The organism is Rhizobium sp. NXC14, from assembly GCF_002117485.1.
GTDB lineage: Bacteria > Pseudomonadota > Alphaproteobacteria > Rhizobiales > Rhizobiaceae > Rhizobium.
The window spans coordinates 520,305-535,206 of the sequence record NZ_CP021032.1; the positions used below are offsets into that span (position 1 = coordinate 520,305).

Here is a 14,902-nt window from a genome sequence, read left to right on the forward strand (position 1 = left end):
TCGCCAACAGCATGAATGCCGAAACAGTTACCGAACTTGGCCTGATCTATGTCAGCGATACCGAACCGGGCATCCGCAGGCGAAGGAAAGGCAAGGGCTTCAGCTATGTGATGCCTGATGGTACGACGCTTTCCGATGAATCGCAGCGGGCGCGCATCGGCGCGCTCGGCTTGCCGCCAGCCTACGAGAACGTCTGGATCTGTCTCTACGAGAACGGTCATCTGCAGGCGACCGGTATCGATGCGCGCGGGCGCAAACAATACCGCTATCACAAGGACTGGCAATCGTTCCGCAGCGCCGGAAAATTCTACCAACTGATCGAATTCGGTCAGGCGCTGCCGAAGATCCGCCGCACCGTCCTGCGGCATCTCGACACCGGCGTCGAGGATGTCAACGGCGTGCTGGCGGCTTTGACGACGCTGCTCGACGAGGCGCATCTGCGGGTCGGCAATCAGGCCTATGTCAGGGAGAACGGCACCTATGGCGCGACGACGCTCTTGAAGCGGCATCTGAAAATCGTCGACGGGCGGATCGAGCTCAAATTCCGGGCCAAGGGCGGCAAGCGCGTCCAGCGCAGTCTCAAGCATCCCAGGCTGCAGAAAATCCTGGAAGAGATTTCCGACCTTCCCGGCCGCCAGCTCTTCGTCTGGAAGGATGAAAGCGGCGTGCTGAAACCGGTCGACTCCGGCCGGCTGAATGCCTATTTGGCCGAAATATCGGGCATTCCGATCTCCGCCAAGACCTTCCGCACCTGGGCCGGATCGCTGGCGGCCTTCGGGGTCGCCCGCGAAAGGATCGTCGGCGGCGGACGGCCGACGGTGAAGGAAATGTCGGAGGCTGCGGCCGAGGCGCTGCATAATACGCCGGCGATATCGCGCTCGAGCTATATCCATCCGGCAATCATCGCGCTGGCCGGCAATGATCGTCCTTTGATCGAGGGAGGTAGCGAGCCGCTGCGGGGCTTGCGGGCCGAAGAAAACAGGCTGCTTGATTTCCTCATACGCGAGACCGAGGGATCTCTTCAGCTCGCGGCGTCCAGTTCCGGATAGTGTCTGAAAATCCCTTCCTCGTTGAAGGCGAGGCGGCGAGGGGAGGCGAGATAACGGGCGATGTTCGGCCGCTTCGCCACCGCATCATGAATGGCAAGGAGAGCGGGGTATTCGGCCTTGCTCTTCTTCATCGCCTTGGGAAAGGCATAGGTGAGGCCCTCCATCACCTGAAAAAGCGAGAGGTCGACATAGGTGAGCGCATTGCCGACTATATGATCGGCGCCTTTCGGATTGCGCTTCAGAACGCGCTCGAAATAACCGAGGAATTTGGGAATGCGGTCCCGGATGAAGGCGGCCGAGCGTGCTTTGGCTTCCTGCTTCTGGTCTTCATAATAAAGCGACAGGTCGATCGGGTGGTGCGTATCATGCACTTCGGCAACGAAATCGGTGATGGTGAGCTGCAGGCCGTTGGCGACGTAGCGAAGGCTTTCGTCCTCCGGCGCAAGGCCGAGCTTCGGACCGAGGTAAAACAGGATGTTGGCGACATGCGGGATAATGAGGTCGCCGTCCTTCAGGAAGGGCGGAGCGAAGGGAATGTGCGGCTCGCCTTCGCTCTTCATGATCTCGAGCATGGCGCCCGTTCCCCGGCCGGGCTGACGCGTGACGTCGACATAGTCGGCGCCGGCTTCCTCCAGCGCCAAGCGTACGAATTCGCCTCGGCCTTGGATGCCGTCCCAATAATAAAGCTCATATGCCATGCTCAACGCCTCGATTGACGACCGAAGTCTTTTCGCAGTTCGTCCTTGGCCTTTTCAAGGGTGCCGCGCCGCTTTTTCGACAGCTGCTCGCCAGCGCGGTTGATGTAGAAGGTCAGCATCGACATGGCAGCGCGAAACGGGCTGGACTTGCGGCGGTCACTCTCCTCGGCGGAGCGCTTGATCGAGCGGGCGATCTCCTTCGGATGGTCCGATTTGAACACGCCTTCCTTGAGGTCCATCGCGTTGCTGTGTTCGGTAACGTCCTGCGACCATTTCTTCTTCGATTTGGCCATGACAAAATCCTTGCCGGACGGACTGGCGACAAACTGGCGCCTGCCGTCCTCTTCTCGATCGGTTGGAGCATGGTGCCGCCCGAGACCGCTCACACCCTTCGGCACATGTTTAGTGGTGGCTATGGTGCTCGTTGCGCTTGCGTGTCGCGGCCGCCTTCTTGGCGGAAGCGGAGCGTTCCTCCTTCGAGCGTGCCGCGGATGCAGCGCCGCCGGCCCGGCCGCCCCTTTTGGAGGATTCGTGCGTATCCTTCTTGCCGCGGCCGGAACCGGATTTGTTGCCGCCGCCGCTTTCCTTGTTGACGGTCGCCCAGGCGCGCCGTTCGGCCTCCTGCTCAGAGACGCCGCGCTCCTCGTAGCTCTCCTCGATGTGTTCGGCCTTGCGTTTCTGCTTGTCGGTATAGTCGGATTTGTCTCCTCGCGGCATCTTCGCCTCCTGTGGTTTGCAAAGCGCTCGAGCGCGATTTGTAAGAGAATCCAACCGGTGGGGAGGGGAAAAGTTCCCTATAGGGTCATTGTCCCAGATTTCGGAACAAAAGCCGATTTTGTCGGGTTTTCGATGGGCAAGCCTACTTAAGCCCGCATGCAGCAAGGAACCGAGAACATGGAAAAACACATCGTCAAAGCCGATGGAAACGGCACGATCGACGTGAACGGCCAGGTATCGCCGGTCACCTACACGGTCTGCTTCAAGCAAGGGAAGGGACATTCCTGCGAGGTCGATATCCGCCTGATGGCGCCGCGCGACTGGCTGCTGCGGAGGGGTTTCAAGAGGGATGCCGTGCTTGTCAGCCAGAGCGGCGCCCGCATTCCCGTCTATCACAATGACGGTAGTCGTTACGACGGCGGCAGCCATCACGATGGCGACCATCATGACGACGGCCGCCTCGATCCTGGCGACACGATCTCGATCGAATTGACGGCGCGCGACGACAGCTGCACCAGCGAGGTCGACCTGATGCGCAAATATCCCGAGTTCGACAGTGCGGTTAGGGCGGTTCAGCTTGGGAAAGCTGGACGGCTCTCTTGACCGCCCGGTCGAGCGCAGCGCTGGTGTAGGGTTTCATCAGCAGCACCGAGCCGGAGAAGCGAGCGGCGTCGGGCGGGTCGCTGTCGCCCGTGGCAAAGACCAGGCCGACGGAAGGAAAGGCTTCCCGCGCCTTGGCGGCGAAGGCCGAGCCCGACATGCCGGGCAGGCCGACGTCGACGACGATCACGTTGATGAGCGTGTGACCAAGGATATCAATGCCCTGTTCGCCGCTGCCCGCCTCGATGACGTCGTAGCCGAGATCCTGCAGGATTTCGGCGGTATCCATCCGGATGAATGCATCGTCTTCCACGAGCAGCAGCTTCAGCTTTCCGGCCGTGCCGGGAACCTTTGGATCGGGTTGCTTTGCATTGGACACCGGCGCATTGGCCTCTGCCTGGTGGCGTTGCGGCCGGTTGGCGAGCACCTGGCGGATCTTGCGGGCGAGCTCCTCGCGCGTATAGGGCTTGGAGAGCAGCTCCAGGCCTGGATCGAGCCTGCCGCCGTGAACGATTGAGTTTTCCGTATAGCCCGAGGTGTAGAGTACGGCGATGTCGGGCAGGCGCTGTCGCGCCATGCGGGCAAGCTCCGGGCTGCGCAACGGACCGGGCATGACGACATCGGTAAAGAGCAGGTCGATGTGGGCACCGCTTTCGATGACGGTGAGGGCGCTTTGCGCATCCTTCGCCTTCAGCACGTAATAGCCGAGATCCGAGAGCATCTCGACGACCGTGGCGCGAACGCCCTCGTCGTCCTCGGCGACGAGGATGGTTTCGGTCCCACCGGTTGCCGGAAGGTTGTCGGCCGCCGCGGCGCGATCCTCGCTGCGCAACGAGCGGGCGAGGTAGAGTTTGACGGTCGTACCCTCGCCGATCTCGCTGTAGATCTTCACGTGACCGCCGGACTGCTTGACGAAACCGTAAACCATGGAGAGGCCGAGACCGGTGCCCTTGCCTTCCGGTTTTGTCGAAAAGAACGGCTCGAAGGCCTGCTCCATCACCTCTTGCGTCATGCCGGAGCCGGTATCGGTGACGGCGAGCACGACATATTGGCCGGCCTTCACCTCGGGATGGGTGCGGCTGTAGGAATCATCGAGGAAGGCGTTGCCGACCTCGATCGTCAGCTTGCCGACACCACCCATTGCGTCGCGCGAGTTGATCGCGAGATTGAGCAGGGCGTTCTCGATCTGGGCAGGATCGGCGAAGGTGTTCCAGAGGCCGCCGGAGACGATGGTCTCCACTTCGATTTCCTCGCCGAGCGCGCGACGCAGCATGTCATCCATGCCGGTGACCAGGCGGCCGATATTGACGACCTTCGGTTCCAGCGCCTGGCGGCGGCCGAAGGCGAGCAGCTGGCTTGCCAGTCGCGAGCCGCGTTCGACGGCGGCAAGCGCATTCGAAATGCGCTCTCTGGCCCGGCCATTTTCCGCCACGTCCTTGCCGAGAAGCTGCAGATTGCCCGAGATAACCTGCAGCAGATTATTGAAGTCATGGGCAACGCCGCCGGTGAGCTTGCCGATCGATTCCATCTTCTGCGATTGCCGGAGCGCTGCTTCAGCCTGTTGGCGATCGGCGATCTCGGCCGCGACCCGGACCTCGAGCATATCGTTGAGTTTGCGCAGCTGATCTTCCATGTGGCGGCGCTGGTCAATTTCGATTTTGGCGGCACGGAACAGCCGGATATTGTCGATTGCGACCGCCGATTGGCCGGCAAGGCTGACGAGGCTCGCCTCGGCGGCTTGAGAGAAGCGGCCGGGTTCGCCGTGGCCGAAAAACAAGCCGCCGATGACGCTGCCGTCGCGCGATTTCACCGGCACGGCAAGATAGCTTCTGACCGGCAGATGCCCTTTCGGCATGCCGGCATGTGGCGGATTCTGGCCGTAGCGCGGGTCGAGCAGAATGTCGTCGGAGCGCACGATGCCTTCACCGCTGAAGGTCGGCTCAAAGACCTTCGTATTGCGTGGCATCGGGAATTTCTCGAAGTTCTTCCGTTCTACGCCGGAGAGGGCATAAAGCATGTAGCTGCCGCCCTCGCCATCATCGACATTGTAGAAGAAGGCGCCGAATTCGGCGCCTGTCAGCGTCACACCCGCATCGACGACAATCTGGGTGAGGCGTTCGACATCGGGCTCGACGGTGATAGCGGCGCCCGCCTGGTTGACGACGGCAAGCGCCTCCGATTTGGCGCGCAGTTCTTCCAGCGCCAGCTTCTCGCCCCGCTTGGCCGCCACTTGGTCGGTGACGTCGAGGGTCGCGCAAAGGATGCCGGCGATGGCGCCGTCATCGTCGCGCAGCGGCGTATAGGAGAAGGTAAACCAGGTATCCTCGGTGCGGCCGTCCCGGCGCATCGGGATGAGCAGCTCCTTGAAGAGCTGCGGCCTGCCTTCAAGCGTGCTGGCGACGATCGGCGAGAACTGTTCCCAGATATCCGCCCAAACCTCGCGAAAGGGTCTTCCGAGTGCGCCAGGATGCCGGTCGGGGAAAACAGGCACGTAGGCATCATTGTAGAGAAAGGCAAGATCCGGACCCCAGGCGACGAATTTCGGCTGGCGCGAATTCAACACCATTTCGGCGATATGCTTGAGAGACGCAGGCCAGCTTTCGGCCGGTCCGAGACCGACGGCGTCAAAGGCCGGATGCCGCAACAATTCGCCGATTTTCCCGCCGCCTCTCGGCCAGCCGTTGCCGACGCTTCCCATTCAAAACCGCTTCCCTATCGCCACCGCGCCGGTGCGAGCGGCAGCGATTCAAAGTTCTACAGCATTTCTTGGGCGCCTGAAAAGATGCGCGGCGCCGTAAGGATTCAGCTCGTCCACCGTCAACATAGAGGCTTGCGATGGCGGGGAAAGGGTTCGGTTGAAATATGGTTGCCGCTCGGTATTCAGCGCTTTGTCATCGGGGCAAGTTCAGTGCTCGGTCTGCTGTTCGGCGACGACGCTCGCGAGCACCTCGTCGCTGCCGTTAGGGTAGATGGGAAGATCGAGCGTCACCGCCTCTTTCAACCCATCGCGCTCGATCGTGAAGAATTTCCGGATACGTCCTTCACCGTTCTGCTCGCCGGAGGGTTTTGCCTCTTTTGTCGAAACAAGACTGTGCTCGAAGCCCGCGGCGTCGGTCCCGGCGAAGGCCATCGTGCAGCTCTCGACGGGCTTCTCGCCGACCATGCCTCTTCCAACGACCAGGGCTTCGAAGGGCGCCGCGCTGCCCGCCCCGGTTATCCAGCCGTCGAACGCCACCGGCTCCGAAAAAGGAAGAATGCTCAACACCATATCGGCAGCAAGCGCCGGCCATTTGTTTCGGTGGGCGAGGGCGGCCGCGCGATCATACTGCGGCCCGCGGTCCAGACAGCGATCGACAAAACGGTCGAACGAAGACAGACCATCGTCCGCAAGGGCGGTGGTGAAAGGCACGAACGCAATCGCTGCCGAAGCAAGTATAGTCTGAAGTCTTGGCATCGCTCTGTTCCTCATCGCGCGTCCAACCCGTTCACTATCTCGACCGCGGCGACGGCGACGAGCACGAGGCCGGCCAGACCGGCCGTCGCGCGCGAGACAGAGGCAAGCAATTGCGGATGCCTTCTCATCAGATAGGAGATCCTTTCCCGGAAGACCACGGCGCGGCGGGACAAGATGCCGTCGCACTGCAGCCGGGTGATGGCGCAGAGATCAAGCTTAGCGATGATCAAGGGTGCGAATGTGTACGGCGAACTCTCAGGACCGACTGCGCCTGCTCGGTTATCAGCCAAGATGTGAGACCCAGGGTCCGTCTTCGGGCGGCGGACCTTTCCCTCACTGGTTTAGTTCGCAACCAGTGGCACAAAAGCCGGGCGGAATCCGGCAGAGCTCAATCCTTGACAGGTTCGCCAAGCGTATGCATCAGGCGGTTCGCCCAGCCGAAGATCGCGGAAGACAGAACAAGGTCAAGGGATTCAAGCTCGGAGAGACCGACTTCGGCGAGATCCTGCGCATCCGCCTTGGTCGCTTGCGGAGGCGTTGTCGACAGGCGGGCGGAGAAGTCGAAGATCGCCTGCAGGTGCTCGTCGAGTTCCGCGCCGAGTTCATCGGCGAAGATCGCGTCGATCACGTCGGTCCGCTTGGTATAGTTGATGAACCGGGACGCGTGGACGGCGGCGCAGTAGACACAGCGATTGACGACAGACGCGGCCGTGGCTCCCAATTCGCGCTCGCCCAATGAAAGCCCGTCCTTCCCATACATGATCAGATTGAATAGTGGGGAGCGGACCGCAAGCGATTCCGGGTCGTGTGCGAGAGTCAAGACATAGGTCGAGATGCCCTTGTTGGATGGCGTGACCTGCATCGCTTCGCGCTGTTCCTCGGTGGCGGTCTCAAGGTCGACCGGTACGACGTAGGGCTCCCAGCGCGGAACCGTGGTGGTGAAGCTGTGAACGACGTCGCTCATTGCCTTGCTCCGATCAGCGCCAATCCTGCGATGACGCGCACCTGGTAGTTCACGAAGGCGGCCAGCTCGGAAAGGCGGACGATGTCGGCATCGCCAACGCCCACGCTTCGCAATACTTCTATATGGCCACGGGTTGAATCGCGCGGCGCCAGCGTCAGTCGGTCGGCGTGACGGACGATCTCGGCGGTCCGGCCGTCATCCACGTTCGTGCCCGGTTGCGCGAGCAACGCAGTTGACTTTTCTGCGGCGCGTTTGACGAGATCATCGTAGTGATCGGCGAGCGCCTCGTTGCCGTTGTGCCGGGCCATGCGCGCGGCGAGAGCGGCTCTCAGTCCATGCGAAAGGCCGCCCGGATCGCGGGGAAGGAGCACGGCGTCGTGAGCAGCCTCGCTTAGGCGAAGAATCTCGGCACGCTTCTCGATGGCTTCGGCAAGCACTGAGCCAGGCCTCACGGCGGCAAGAGTTTCGATGAGTGTCAAGGGGAAGCTCCTTTGCATCTCGCGGAGAGCACCAGATAGGCCTCGTCATGATCCATGTCAAATTAGCATGATCTTCCGAACTCTATGTGAAATAATTATCTATTCTCCAGTGATTTAATGGAAAACCCATGCTTTAATAACATGAGAGGGAATGGTTGATGTCTTATATGCATAGTAACTCGATCGACATCCGACAGCTCGAGGCCTTCGCGGCAGTAATGTCCGCAGGGAGCGTAACCGGTGCGGCCCGTCTGCTCGGACGTTCGCAGCCAGCAGTTTCCCGGCTGATACAGGACCTCGAGGCCGATCTCGGCTACGCGCTTCTCCATAGAAGCAGCGGGCGCATCCAGCCGACCTCGCGCGGGCTGCGTTTTCATGGCGAGGTGGAACGTCACCTTGCGAGCCTCATCCATATCCGGGAGCGGGCGGAGGCGATCGGCCGCGACGAGCCGGCAACACTGACGATTGCCGCGACGCCGTCGCTTGCGGCAGGGCTCCTGCCGCAGGCACTGGGTGCCCTGCCAGCGGATCTCATTCCTCGCCATCTCCACGTCCAGGCGCTCGCGGCGGAAAACGTGGTGCAGGCAATCGTCGCTCGCTCGGCTGATCTCGGTATATCAAGCCTGCCGCTCGAGCATCCCGGTCTGGAAATTCACTGGATCGCCGAGGCTCCCTGCGTGGTCGCCATTGGTGCAGCCGATCCCCTAGCTGCTGATGAATTGGTTCGTCTGTCGGATATTGCCGATCGCCGCATCATCACCCTTGCCAATCCATACCGCCTGCGTCATCGCGTCGACGAGGCCCTGGAACGCGCCGGAGTCGCTCCGGAACGTATCATCGACGTGAATGCTTCGCTGACGGCGCTTTCGCTCGTCCGCGCCGGATTGGGTGTTGCCATCGTCGAGCCTGCGACCGTCTGTGGCGTGCCAATGGACGGGATCGTCATGCGCAAAGTCGACCAGAAAATTCCCTTCCTGTTCGGCGCGATCTCAGCAGCGGCGCTGCCGCTCACCCCGACGGTCACCGCCGTCATCGAGGCCGCACGCGCGGAGGCCCTGGCAATGCCCGGCTGTCGCCTGCTGGAAGCAAATGGTGCGGATGCGCTGGCTGATACTGTCTATGGGCAAGCCATCAATTCTGAAGGAGCGCCCACATGAGCGACCTTTCCACGCTTCCCGACAACCTCGCCGCTCTCGAAGAGCGTCTGCGCCAGGACCTCTCGTGGTTGGAATTGCCCTCCAAGGCTTGGGTTCCTGCTCGCGAAGCCGATGGCCAGAAGGTCGTCGACGTTGTCATCATCGGCGGCGGCATGGCGGGCCTCGTTGCCTCCGGAATGCTGAAGCGTCTCGGCGTTGCCAACCATCTCGTCCTCGATAAGGCGATTGCCGGCCGGGAAGGTCCGTGGGTCACCTTCGCGCGGATGCGTACGCTTCGTTCGCCAAAGCAGCTTACCGGTCCTGCCATGGGCCTGCCGGCGCTGACCTTCCGGGCCTATTACGAAGCGCGCTTCGGCCGTGCTGCGTGGGACGCGCTCGAGCGCGCGCCTCGCGAGACGTGGATGGAATATCTAATCTGGTATCGGAAGGTGCTGGAGCTGCCGGTGCGCAACGGCGTGGCCGTCGATGCGATCCTGCCGCGCGATGATGGCATGCTCGACCTCGTCTGCAGCCAGGACGACGCCAAGGAAACGATCATCTGCCGCCACGTTGTGTTGGCAACGGGGCGCGACGGCCTCGGCGGCCCCTACCTGCCCGACATCGCCGAACATATTGACAGAAAATTCTGGTCGCACACCGCTGACGCGATCGACTTTGGGGCGCTGCGCGGCAAGCGGGTTGGCGTGGTCGGCGCAGGCGCGTCGGCGATGGACAACGCGGCGTCCGCGCTCGAAGCCGGTGCCGCGCGTCTCGATATGTTCGTCCGCCGCAAGACGCTGCCGCGGATCAACAAGTTCACTGGCATCGGCAGCCAGGGTGTCGTGCATGGATTTGCAGGACTTCCCGACGAGTGGAAGTGGCGCTTCCTGAACTATGCCATGGGTCAGCAGACGCCGCCGCCACGCCCGAGCGTGCTGCGCGTCAGTTCGTTCGAGCAGGCTCACCTTCATCTCGAGAGCCCAATCAGCGGTCTGCAAGAGCAGGGCGACCAAGTCGTTGTAACGACCACTCGCGCAAGCTATCCGGTCGACTTCCTGATCTTCGGCACGGGCTTCAAGATCGACCTGAACAATCGGCCGGAACTGGCCGCCCTAGAACCATTCATCCGCCTCTGGCGCGACCGCTTTCCGACGCCGGCCGGGATGGCGAATGCGGAACTCGAAGGTTCGCCCGATCTTGGAGACGCTTTCGAATTTCTCGAGAGGGAACCGGGCTTGTGCCCGGCCCTGTCGAAGGTCCATTGCTTCAATTTCCCGGCAACGCTCAGCCACGGCAAGCTCACAGGCGACATCCCCGCAATCAGCGAGGGCGCGGACCGCCTGGCGCGCGGCATCGTCCGATCGCTCTTCGTCGCGGACCGCGCAAAACACTTCGAAAACCTGCAGGCCTTCGACACGCCGGAACTGCTTGGAGACGAGTGGGCCGATGACGATACCGAGGCGCTCTCCGAATTATCTTCCGAAAGGACCTGAGACCCAAAATGCTTGAGATCAAGAACCTGAAGCTGTCCTACGGTCGCACCCAGATCCTGAATGGCGTCGATCTGTCGGTGAAACGCGGTGACGTGGTTTCGATCATTGGTCCGAGCGGCACTGGAAAGACGACGCTGTTGAAGTGCATCAATCATCTGGTGAAGCCCGCATCCGGAACGATTGCCTTCGACGATATCCGGATGGACTTCGCGCGCCCGGACAAGGCTGCGGTCCGGGCGATCCGTCTGCGCACCGCGATGGTGTTCCAGCAGTTCAACGTCTTCAAGAACATGACGGTCATCCAGAACGTCATGGATCCGCTTGTCGTCGTGCAGGGCAAGGCCAAGGACGAAGCCCGCGCCATCGCGCTGCAGGAGCTCGAGCGAGTGGGGCTTTCCGACAAGCTCGACAACTATCCGTCGCAGCTTTCCGGCGGGCAGCTCCAGAGAACGGGCATCGCCAGAGCGCTCGCGGTCAAACCTGATGTGATGCTCTTTGACGAGCCGACCTCGTCGCTCGATCCCGAACTGGTGAATGAGGTTCTCAAGGTGATCAAGGACGTCACGTCCTCCGGCATCACCTCGCTTCTCGTCACCCACGAGATGCAGTTTGCGAAGAACATCTCGAACCGCATCGTCTTCATGGACCGGGGTGTCGTCGCAGCCGACGGCAGTCCGTCCGAAATTTTCGACACGCCCTCCAACCCGCGCCTCGCTCAGTTTCTCAATTCCGAACGCGCGATCCAGTAAGAAAGGATGCCTGAAATGACTTCCATTTGTTCAATCTCGCGCCGTGGTCTCGGTCTCGCCGTAGCAGGCGTCGCGATCGCCTTCGCAACTGCGTCCTTCGCCGAAGACGTTCGGACGATCAAGATCGCCACCGCGGCGGAATCGAAGCCACTCTCGTGGGGTGCGATCGGCGTCGAACCGCAGGGCTACGAGCCCGACGTCCTGAAGGCGATCAACGCCAAGCTGCCGCAGTACAAGTTCGTGATGGAAGGCGCGGCCGACATCGCGCAGGAAACCGGTCTTGCGACGGGCAAGTACGACGTCGCGACTGGCGGCTACTACCGTGCTCCGGCTCGTGAGAAGCAGTTTCTCATCCCGGAAGCTCCGATCGGCGCCAGCCTGATCAAGATCTACAGCCGCAAGGACAGCGGCATCAAGGAAATGAAGGACCTCGTCGGCAAGAAGATCGTTCCGGTGACGGCAGGCGGCGGCATCTACAAGTTCGCGACCGCCTGGCAGGAAAAGAATCCCGAATACAAGATCGAGATCACCGCTTCGAGCGCAGGCATTCCTTATCCGGACCGTCTGAAGGAAGTCGAGAACGGCAAGTACGATGCGCTCGTCCTTCCGTCCAATCTCGGCGAGCAGACGGTGATCGACGAGCAGAAGCTGAACCTTCAGGCGAGCGAGCCGGTCGCGATCAACAACACCTTCGTGCTGATCCACCGCTCGGAAGAGAACAAGGCGCTCGCCGAGGGCTTCGACAAGGCACTGAAGGAGCTCAAGGCCGACGGCACGCTCGCCAAGCTCTCGCAGAAGTGGTTCGGCGAGGACATCACCACATACATGAAGTAACCCCAGGCTTCGAAGCCGGCGACCAGGCCAAGGACTGAAAGAAGGAGCGTTCCCAAGTGGACCTTTCCATAATGATTCCCGAGTTGCTCTCGGCATTGCCGCTGACGCTTGCGATCACATTCACGGCCATGGCCGCCGGCTTCGTGCTGGCATTGATCGCGACGACGTTCCGGGTGCGCAGGATCCCGGTGATCAGCCAGTCGGCCGACCTCTACGTCTCCTATGCGCGCAGCGTTCCCGTCGTCCTTCAGTTGTTCGTCGCCTTCTATGGGCTTCCCGTGCTCGTCGGCCTGTTCGGTATCGGCGACTTCGTCTCGCCGACGATAGCCGCCATGCTGGGCCTCAGCCTCTACCATGGCGGCTATCTGTCGGAGGTCATGCGTCCGGCCTACCTCGCAGTCGAGCGAGGCCAGCACGATGCGGCGGACAGCCTGGGCTACACCTTCCGCCAAAAGCTACTGCGCGTCATCGCTCCGCAGGCCGTCCACATTGCGCTGCCGGGGTATGGCAACTCCATCATCTACCTGATCCACAACGTGGCGCTTGTCATGTACATCGGCGCGGCCGACGTGATGGCGACCGCCCACCTCGTGATGGAGCGGGACTACAACCAATACCAGTTCGAGACCTACCTCGTACTGGCGGTGCTGTATTCGGTCCTTTGCCTCATCGCCTGGGCGGTCGTGAGGTCCTTCGAGCGTCGGTCGGGAAGATATGTGCCCGGCGACGCGACGATCCGTGCCCCGCTGATGGCCAGCGTCTGATCGAGGAGGGAAGGCATGATTTTCGACAGCGAAGTTCTTCTCCCCGACCTTTATGAGATGCTCGGCGCTGTGCCGCTGACGCTTGCCATGGCGCTCGCAATCTTCGTCCTATCGACGATCGTCGGCAGCCTGTTTGCCATGGTCGAGTATCGGAAGATCCCGGTGCTCCGCCAGCTCGTCGTCGCCTACAAGGTCGCCTTCAAAGGCGTGCCCATGGTGATCGTAATCTTCCTTGCCTACTACGGCCTGCCGTCGTTTCTGCAGTTCACGACGTCGCTCGTCGGCATCGACTATAACGGCCACTCCACGCCCAACTGGGTGACCTTGATCGTCGCTCTCACCGCCTGCGTCGCAGCCTTCCAGGCCGAAGTCGTGAAGGGCGCCCTAAATTCTTTCGACACGGGGCAGGCGGACGCCGCCTATTCGCTCGGCTACAAGAAGAGCCAGCTCTTCCGCCGGGTCATGCTGCCGCAGGTGATCGTCGCCGCCATCCCGGATCTCGCCAACTCCTTCATGGTGATCATGAAGGCGCTGTCGCTCGGCTTCGCCATCGAGGTGGTCGACATCTTCGCGCAGTCGCAGCTGACCGCGGCGCTGAACTTCTACTACCTCGAAGCCTTCCTGGTCGCCGTGGTGATCTATATGGTGATCGCCTATGCCGTGACCCAAATCGCCGACAGAACGGAACGAGCTCTCAGAGTCCGGACCTGAGGGGGCATGCGCCCACTGCAGGCAATGCACTTCAGGATTCTTCGGGCGGCTTGAGGTGGCGGAACTGCAGCAACAGCAAGAGGTCGTATATGATCTTTAGGCCGGCACAGATGACAAGCGGCCAAGCGTGATAGGACGCGGCGAAAAGAGCGCCCGCGAGGGCAGGGCTGGCCGCCGATGCGAGGCTGCGCGGCACCGATGTGAAGCTTGCGGCGGCGGCTCGCTCCGCCTCGGTGACAACAGCCATCACGTAGGAAGACCGGGTTGGCACATCCATCTGCGAAAGCGCGGCCCGAACCAGCAGCAAGGCAAGCACCAACGGCAAGGTGGGGGCGAATGCGGCAAGGGCGAGAGCTACGCTTGATGGAATGTGGGTGAACACCATGGTGTTCACGAGTCCAATCCGCTTCGATAGCCGGGCGGCAACAGGAAACGAAAACGCCGACAGAACACCCGTCCAGAAGAAAAACACTCCAGCCTCGGACAGCGAAAGATCGAATCGTTCGAACAGCCACAGCGCGAGCAAGGACTGCACAACGAAACCTCCAGCGAAGGCATCGAGACTGAAGAGGGCTGCGAGCTTCATGACGATGGCGCGCGAAGGCCCGAGTGCGGCCGGCTTGTGGTCTTCGTGCGTCACCGGGCGAGGCGGTATGCGGGCATAAAGAAGGCCCCCGAGAATGCCAACGAGCGCATAGAGAACGAACATCAGCCTGATCGAACTCAGTTGCGTCATCCCGAGCCGGGTCATGACGTCAGGCAGCGCTGCGGCAAGCGCGCCGCCGGCGCTTGCAAGCGCCCCGACGAGGCTGTAGCGCGCGAACATCCTCGTTCGGTCGACGCTGGTCACCTCCCCGGCAAGGACCGCATGTTCAAGCGGCACGAAGATGCTCACGCTGCCTGCCGACGGGTTGATCGTGCCGGCAAACGCGATGGCGAGCAGCAGCGCATAATCGTCGATCATGGGCATGGCGACACCGGTGGCGACCATCAGGCCGGCGGCTGCCAAAAGCAGGCGGCGGAGATCATGATGCGCGCCGAGAAATCCGATGATGATCGTCAAAAGAGCGGATCCGAAGAGGGATGTCGTCGCAATGACACCGACCTGCAGGGGCGAAAATCCAAGAGCAAGGAGATAGACCGGCAACAGGATGGCCACGAAGCCGTCGCCGAAGTCGCGCAAGGAGCGCGCCGCAAAAAGCCAAGTCGCCGGCTGAACGCTTCGCGCCTGTCCCATTGTCCTCGATCTCATCC

17 protein-coding genes are annotated in these 14,902 nt (G+C 61.6%); 8 read left to right on the forward strand and 9 right to left on the reverse strand.

All coding sequences use genetic code 11. The features are described 5' to 3' along the window. Positions 1 to 11: 11 nt before the first annotated feature. The gene (locus tag NXC14_RS26740) at positions 12 to 1,049 is read left to right on the forward strand and encodes a DNA topoisomerase IB (RefSeq protein ID WP_085781030.1); all 1,038 of its coding nucleotides are present in this window, start codon (positions 12 to 14) and stop codon (positions 1,047 to 1,049) included. Here NXC14_RS26740 and NXC14_RS26745 read toward each other — a convergent pair. The 3 genes from NXC14_RS26745 to NXC14_RS26755 form a co-directional block, all read right to left on the reverse strand. Further along, a complete protein-coding gene (locus tag NXC14_RS26745; protein WP_085781031.1) occupies positions 1,022 to 1,747 on the reverse strand; it encodes a glutathione S-transferase in 726 nt (241 codons plus the stop codon). The two genes, NXC14_RS26740 and NXC14_RS26745, sit on opposite strands and share 28 nt — an antisense overlap. A gap of 2 nt (positions 1,748 to 1,749) precedes the next feature. Further along, positions 1,750 to 2,040, reverse strand: a complete 291-nt coding sequence (locus NXC14_RS26750; RefSeq protein ID WP_085781280.1) for a DUF3175 domain-containing protein — start codon at positions 2,038 to 2,040, stop codon at positions 1,750 to 1,752. A 109-nt stretch (positions 2,041 to 2,149) separates the two neighbouring features. After that, on the reverse strand, positions 2,150 to 2,464 hold the full coding sequence (locus NXC14_RS26755; RefSeq protein WP_085781032.1) for a plasmid stabilization protein: 315 nt from the start codon (positions 2,462 to 2,464) through the stop codon (positions 2,150 to 2,152). Positions 2,465 to 2,641: 177 nt separating this feature from the next. On the opposite strand from NXC14_RS26755, the gene NXC14_RS26760 reads away from it, so the two are divergent. Further along, on the forward strand, positions 2,642 to 3,067 hold the full coding sequence (locus NXC14_RS26760; RefSeq protein ID WP_085781281.1) for a hypothetical protein: 426 nt from the start codon (positions 2,642 to 2,644) through the stop codon (positions 3,065 to 3,067). On the opposite strand, the gene NXC14_RS26765 is transcribed toward NXC14_RS26760, so the two are convergent. The 5 genes from NXC14_RS26765 to NXC14_RS26785 form a co-directional block, all read right to left on the reverse strand. Next, on the reverse strand, positions 3,027 to 5,762 hold the full coding sequence (locus NXC14_RS26765) for a response regulator (RefSeq protein WP_085781033.1): 2,736 nt from the start codon (positions 5,760 to 5,762) through the stop codon (positions 3,027 to 3,029). The two genes, NXC14_RS26760 and NXC14_RS26765, sit on opposite strands and share 41 nt — an antisense overlap. Positions 5,763 to 5,969: 207 nt before the next feature. Next, positions 5,970 to 6,518: a hypothetical protein gene (locus NXC14_RS26770; RefSeq protein ID WP_085781034.1), complete on the reverse strand. Its 549-nt coding sequence runs from the start codon at positions 6,516 to 6,518 to the stop codon at positions 5,970 to 5,972. 11 nt (positions 6,519 to 6,529) lie between these two features. Continuing rightward, positions 6,530 to 6,808 (reverse strand): hypothetical protein, encoded by a 279-nt coding sequence (locus NXC14_RS33195; RefSeq protein WP_198175568.1) that lies wholly within the window; start codon positions 6,806 to 6,808, stop codon positions 6,530 to 6,532. A gap of 98 nt (positions 6,809 to 6,906) precedes the next feature. Beyond that, the gene (locus NXC14_RS26780; RefSeq protein WP_085781035.1) at positions 6,907 to 7,482 is read right to left on the reverse strand and encodes a peroxidase-related enzyme; all 576 of its coding nucleotides are present in this window, start codon (positions 7,480 to 7,482) and stop codon (positions 6,907 to 6,909) included. After that, positions 7,479 to 7,961 carry a hypothetical protein gene (locus tag NXC14_RS26785; RefSeq protein ID WP_085781036.1) on the reverse strand — a complete coding sequence of 161 codons (483 nt, stop codon included), beginning with the start codon at positions 7,959 to 7,961 and terminating at the stop codon, positions 7,479 to 7,481. The genes NXC14_RS26780 and NXC14_RS26785 overlap by 4 nt, the downstream gene beginning before the upstream one ends. Before the next feature lie 158 nt (positions 7,962 to 8,119). On the opposite strand from NXC14_RS26785, the gene NXC14_RS26790 reads away from it, so the two are divergent. Genes NXC14_RS26790 through NXC14_RS26815 form a run of 6 tightly spaced genes read left to right on the forward strand, consistent with a single transcriptional unit; the run spans position 8,120 to position 13,648 of the window. Then, complete coding sequence (locus NXC14_RS26790) at positions 8,120 to 9,118, forward strand: LysR family transcriptional regulator (protein WP_198175569.1); 999 nt, start codon at positions 8,120 to 8,122, stop codon at positions 9,116 to 9,118. After that, entirely contained in the window at positions 9,115 to 10,590 is a 1,476-nt protein-coding gene (locus NXC14_RS26795; RefSeq protein WP_085781037.1) for an NAD(P)/FAD-dependent oxidoreductase, read from the forward strand. Before NXC14_RS26790 ends, NXC14_RS26795 begins: the two co-directional genes overlap by 4 nt. 8 nt (positions 10,591 to 10,598) lie before the next feature. After that, positions 10,599 to 11,339 (forward strand): amino acid ABC transporter ATP-binding protein, encoded by a 741-nt coding sequence (locus NXC14_RS26800; protein WP_085781038.1) that lies wholly within the window; start codon positions 10,599 to 10,601, stop codon positions 11,337 to 11,339. Positions 11,340 to 11,354: 15 nt separating this feature from the next. After that, positions 11,355 to 12,173: an amino acid ABC transporter substrate-binding protein gene (locus tag NXC14_RS26805; RefSeq protein WP_085781283.1), complete on the forward strand. Its 819-nt coding sequence runs from the start codon at positions 11,355 to 11,357 to the stop codon at positions 12,171 to 12,173. A 56-nt stretch (positions 12,174 to 12,229) separates the two neighbouring features. Further along, on the forward strand, positions 12,230 to 12,937 hold the full coding sequence (locus NXC14_RS26810) for an amino acid ABC transporter permease (RefSeq protein ID WP_085781039.1): 708 nt from the start codon (positions 12,230 to 12,232) through the stop codon (positions 12,935 to 12,937). 18 nt (positions 12,938 to 12,955) lie between these two features. Beyond that, positions 12,956 to 13,648 (forward strand): amino acid ABC transporter permease, encoded by a 693-nt coding sequence (locus tag NXC14_RS26815; protein WP_085781284.1) that lies wholly within the window; start codon positions 12,956 to 12,958, stop codon positions 13,646 to 13,648. A gap of 31 nt (positions 13,649 to 13,679) precedes the next feature. Here the strand turns inward: NXC14_RS26815 and NXC14_RS26820 are convergent, their stop codons facing one another. Continuing rightward, on the reverse strand, positions 13,680 to 14,885 hold the full coding sequence (locus tag NXC14_RS26820; RefSeq protein WP_085781040.1) for an MFS transporter: 1,206 nt from the start codon (positions 14,883 to 14,885) through the stop codon (positions 13,680 to 13,682). Positions 14,886 to 14,902 lie beyond the last annotated feature (17 nt).

Excerpts from the sequence above, each read along its gene's own strand:
- NXC14_RS26770 (WP_085781034.1), bottom strand. The coding sequence starts at position 6,518 with ATGCCAAGACTTCAGACTATACTTGCTTCGGCAGCGATTGCGTTCGTG.
- NXC14_RS26745 (WP_085781031.1), bottom strand. The coding sequence starts at position 1,747 with ATGGCATATGAGCTTTATTATTGGGACGGCATCCAAGGCCGAGGCGAA.
- NXC14_RS26760 (WP_085781281.1), top strand. The coding sequence starts at position 2,642 with ATGGAAAAACACATCGTCAAAGCCGATGGAAACGGCACGATCGACGTG.
- NXC14_RS26790 (WP_198175569.1), top strand. The coding sequence starts at position 8,120 with ATGTCTTATATGCATAGTAACTCGATCGACATCCGACAGCTCGAGGCC.
- NXC14_RS26765 (WP_085781033.1), bottom strand. The coding sequence starts at position 5,762 with ATGGGAAGCGTCGGCAACGGCTGGCCGAGAGGCGGCGGGAAAATCGGC.
- NXC14_RS26795 (WP_085781037.1), top strand. The coding sequence starts at position 9,115 with ATGAGCGACCTTTCCACGCTTCCCGACAACCTCGCCGCTCTCGAAGAG.
- NXC14_RS26820 (WP_085781040.1), bottom strand. The coding sequence starts at position 14,885 with ATGGGACAGGCGCGAAGCGTTCAGCCGGCGACTTGGCTTTTTGCGGCG.
- NXC14_RS26800 (WP_085781038.1), top strand. The coding sequence starts at position 10,599 with ATGCTTGAGATCAAGAACCTGAAGCTGTCCTACGGTCGCACCCAGATC.
- NXC14_RS26780 (WP_085781035.1), bottom strand. The coding sequence starts at position 7,482 with ATGAGCGACGTCGTTCACAGCTTCACCACCACGGTTCCGCGCTGGGAG.
- NXC14_RS26750 (WP_085781280.1), bottom strand. The coding sequence starts at position 2,040 with ATGGCCAAATCGAAGAAGAAATGGTCGCAGGACGTTACCGAACACAGC.
- NXC14_RS26740 (WP_085781030.1), top strand. The coding sequence starts at position 12 with ATGAATGCCGAAACAGTTACCGAACTTGGCCTGATCTATGTCAGCGAT.
- NXC14_RS26805 (WP_085781283.1), top strand. The coding sequence starts at position 11,355 with ATGACTTCCATTTGTTCAATCTCGCGCCGTGGTCTCGGTCTCGCCGTA.
- NXC14_RS26755 (WP_085781032.1), bottom strand. The coding sequence starts at position 2,464 with ATGCCGCGAGGAGACAAATCCGACTATACCGACAAGCAGAAACGCAAG.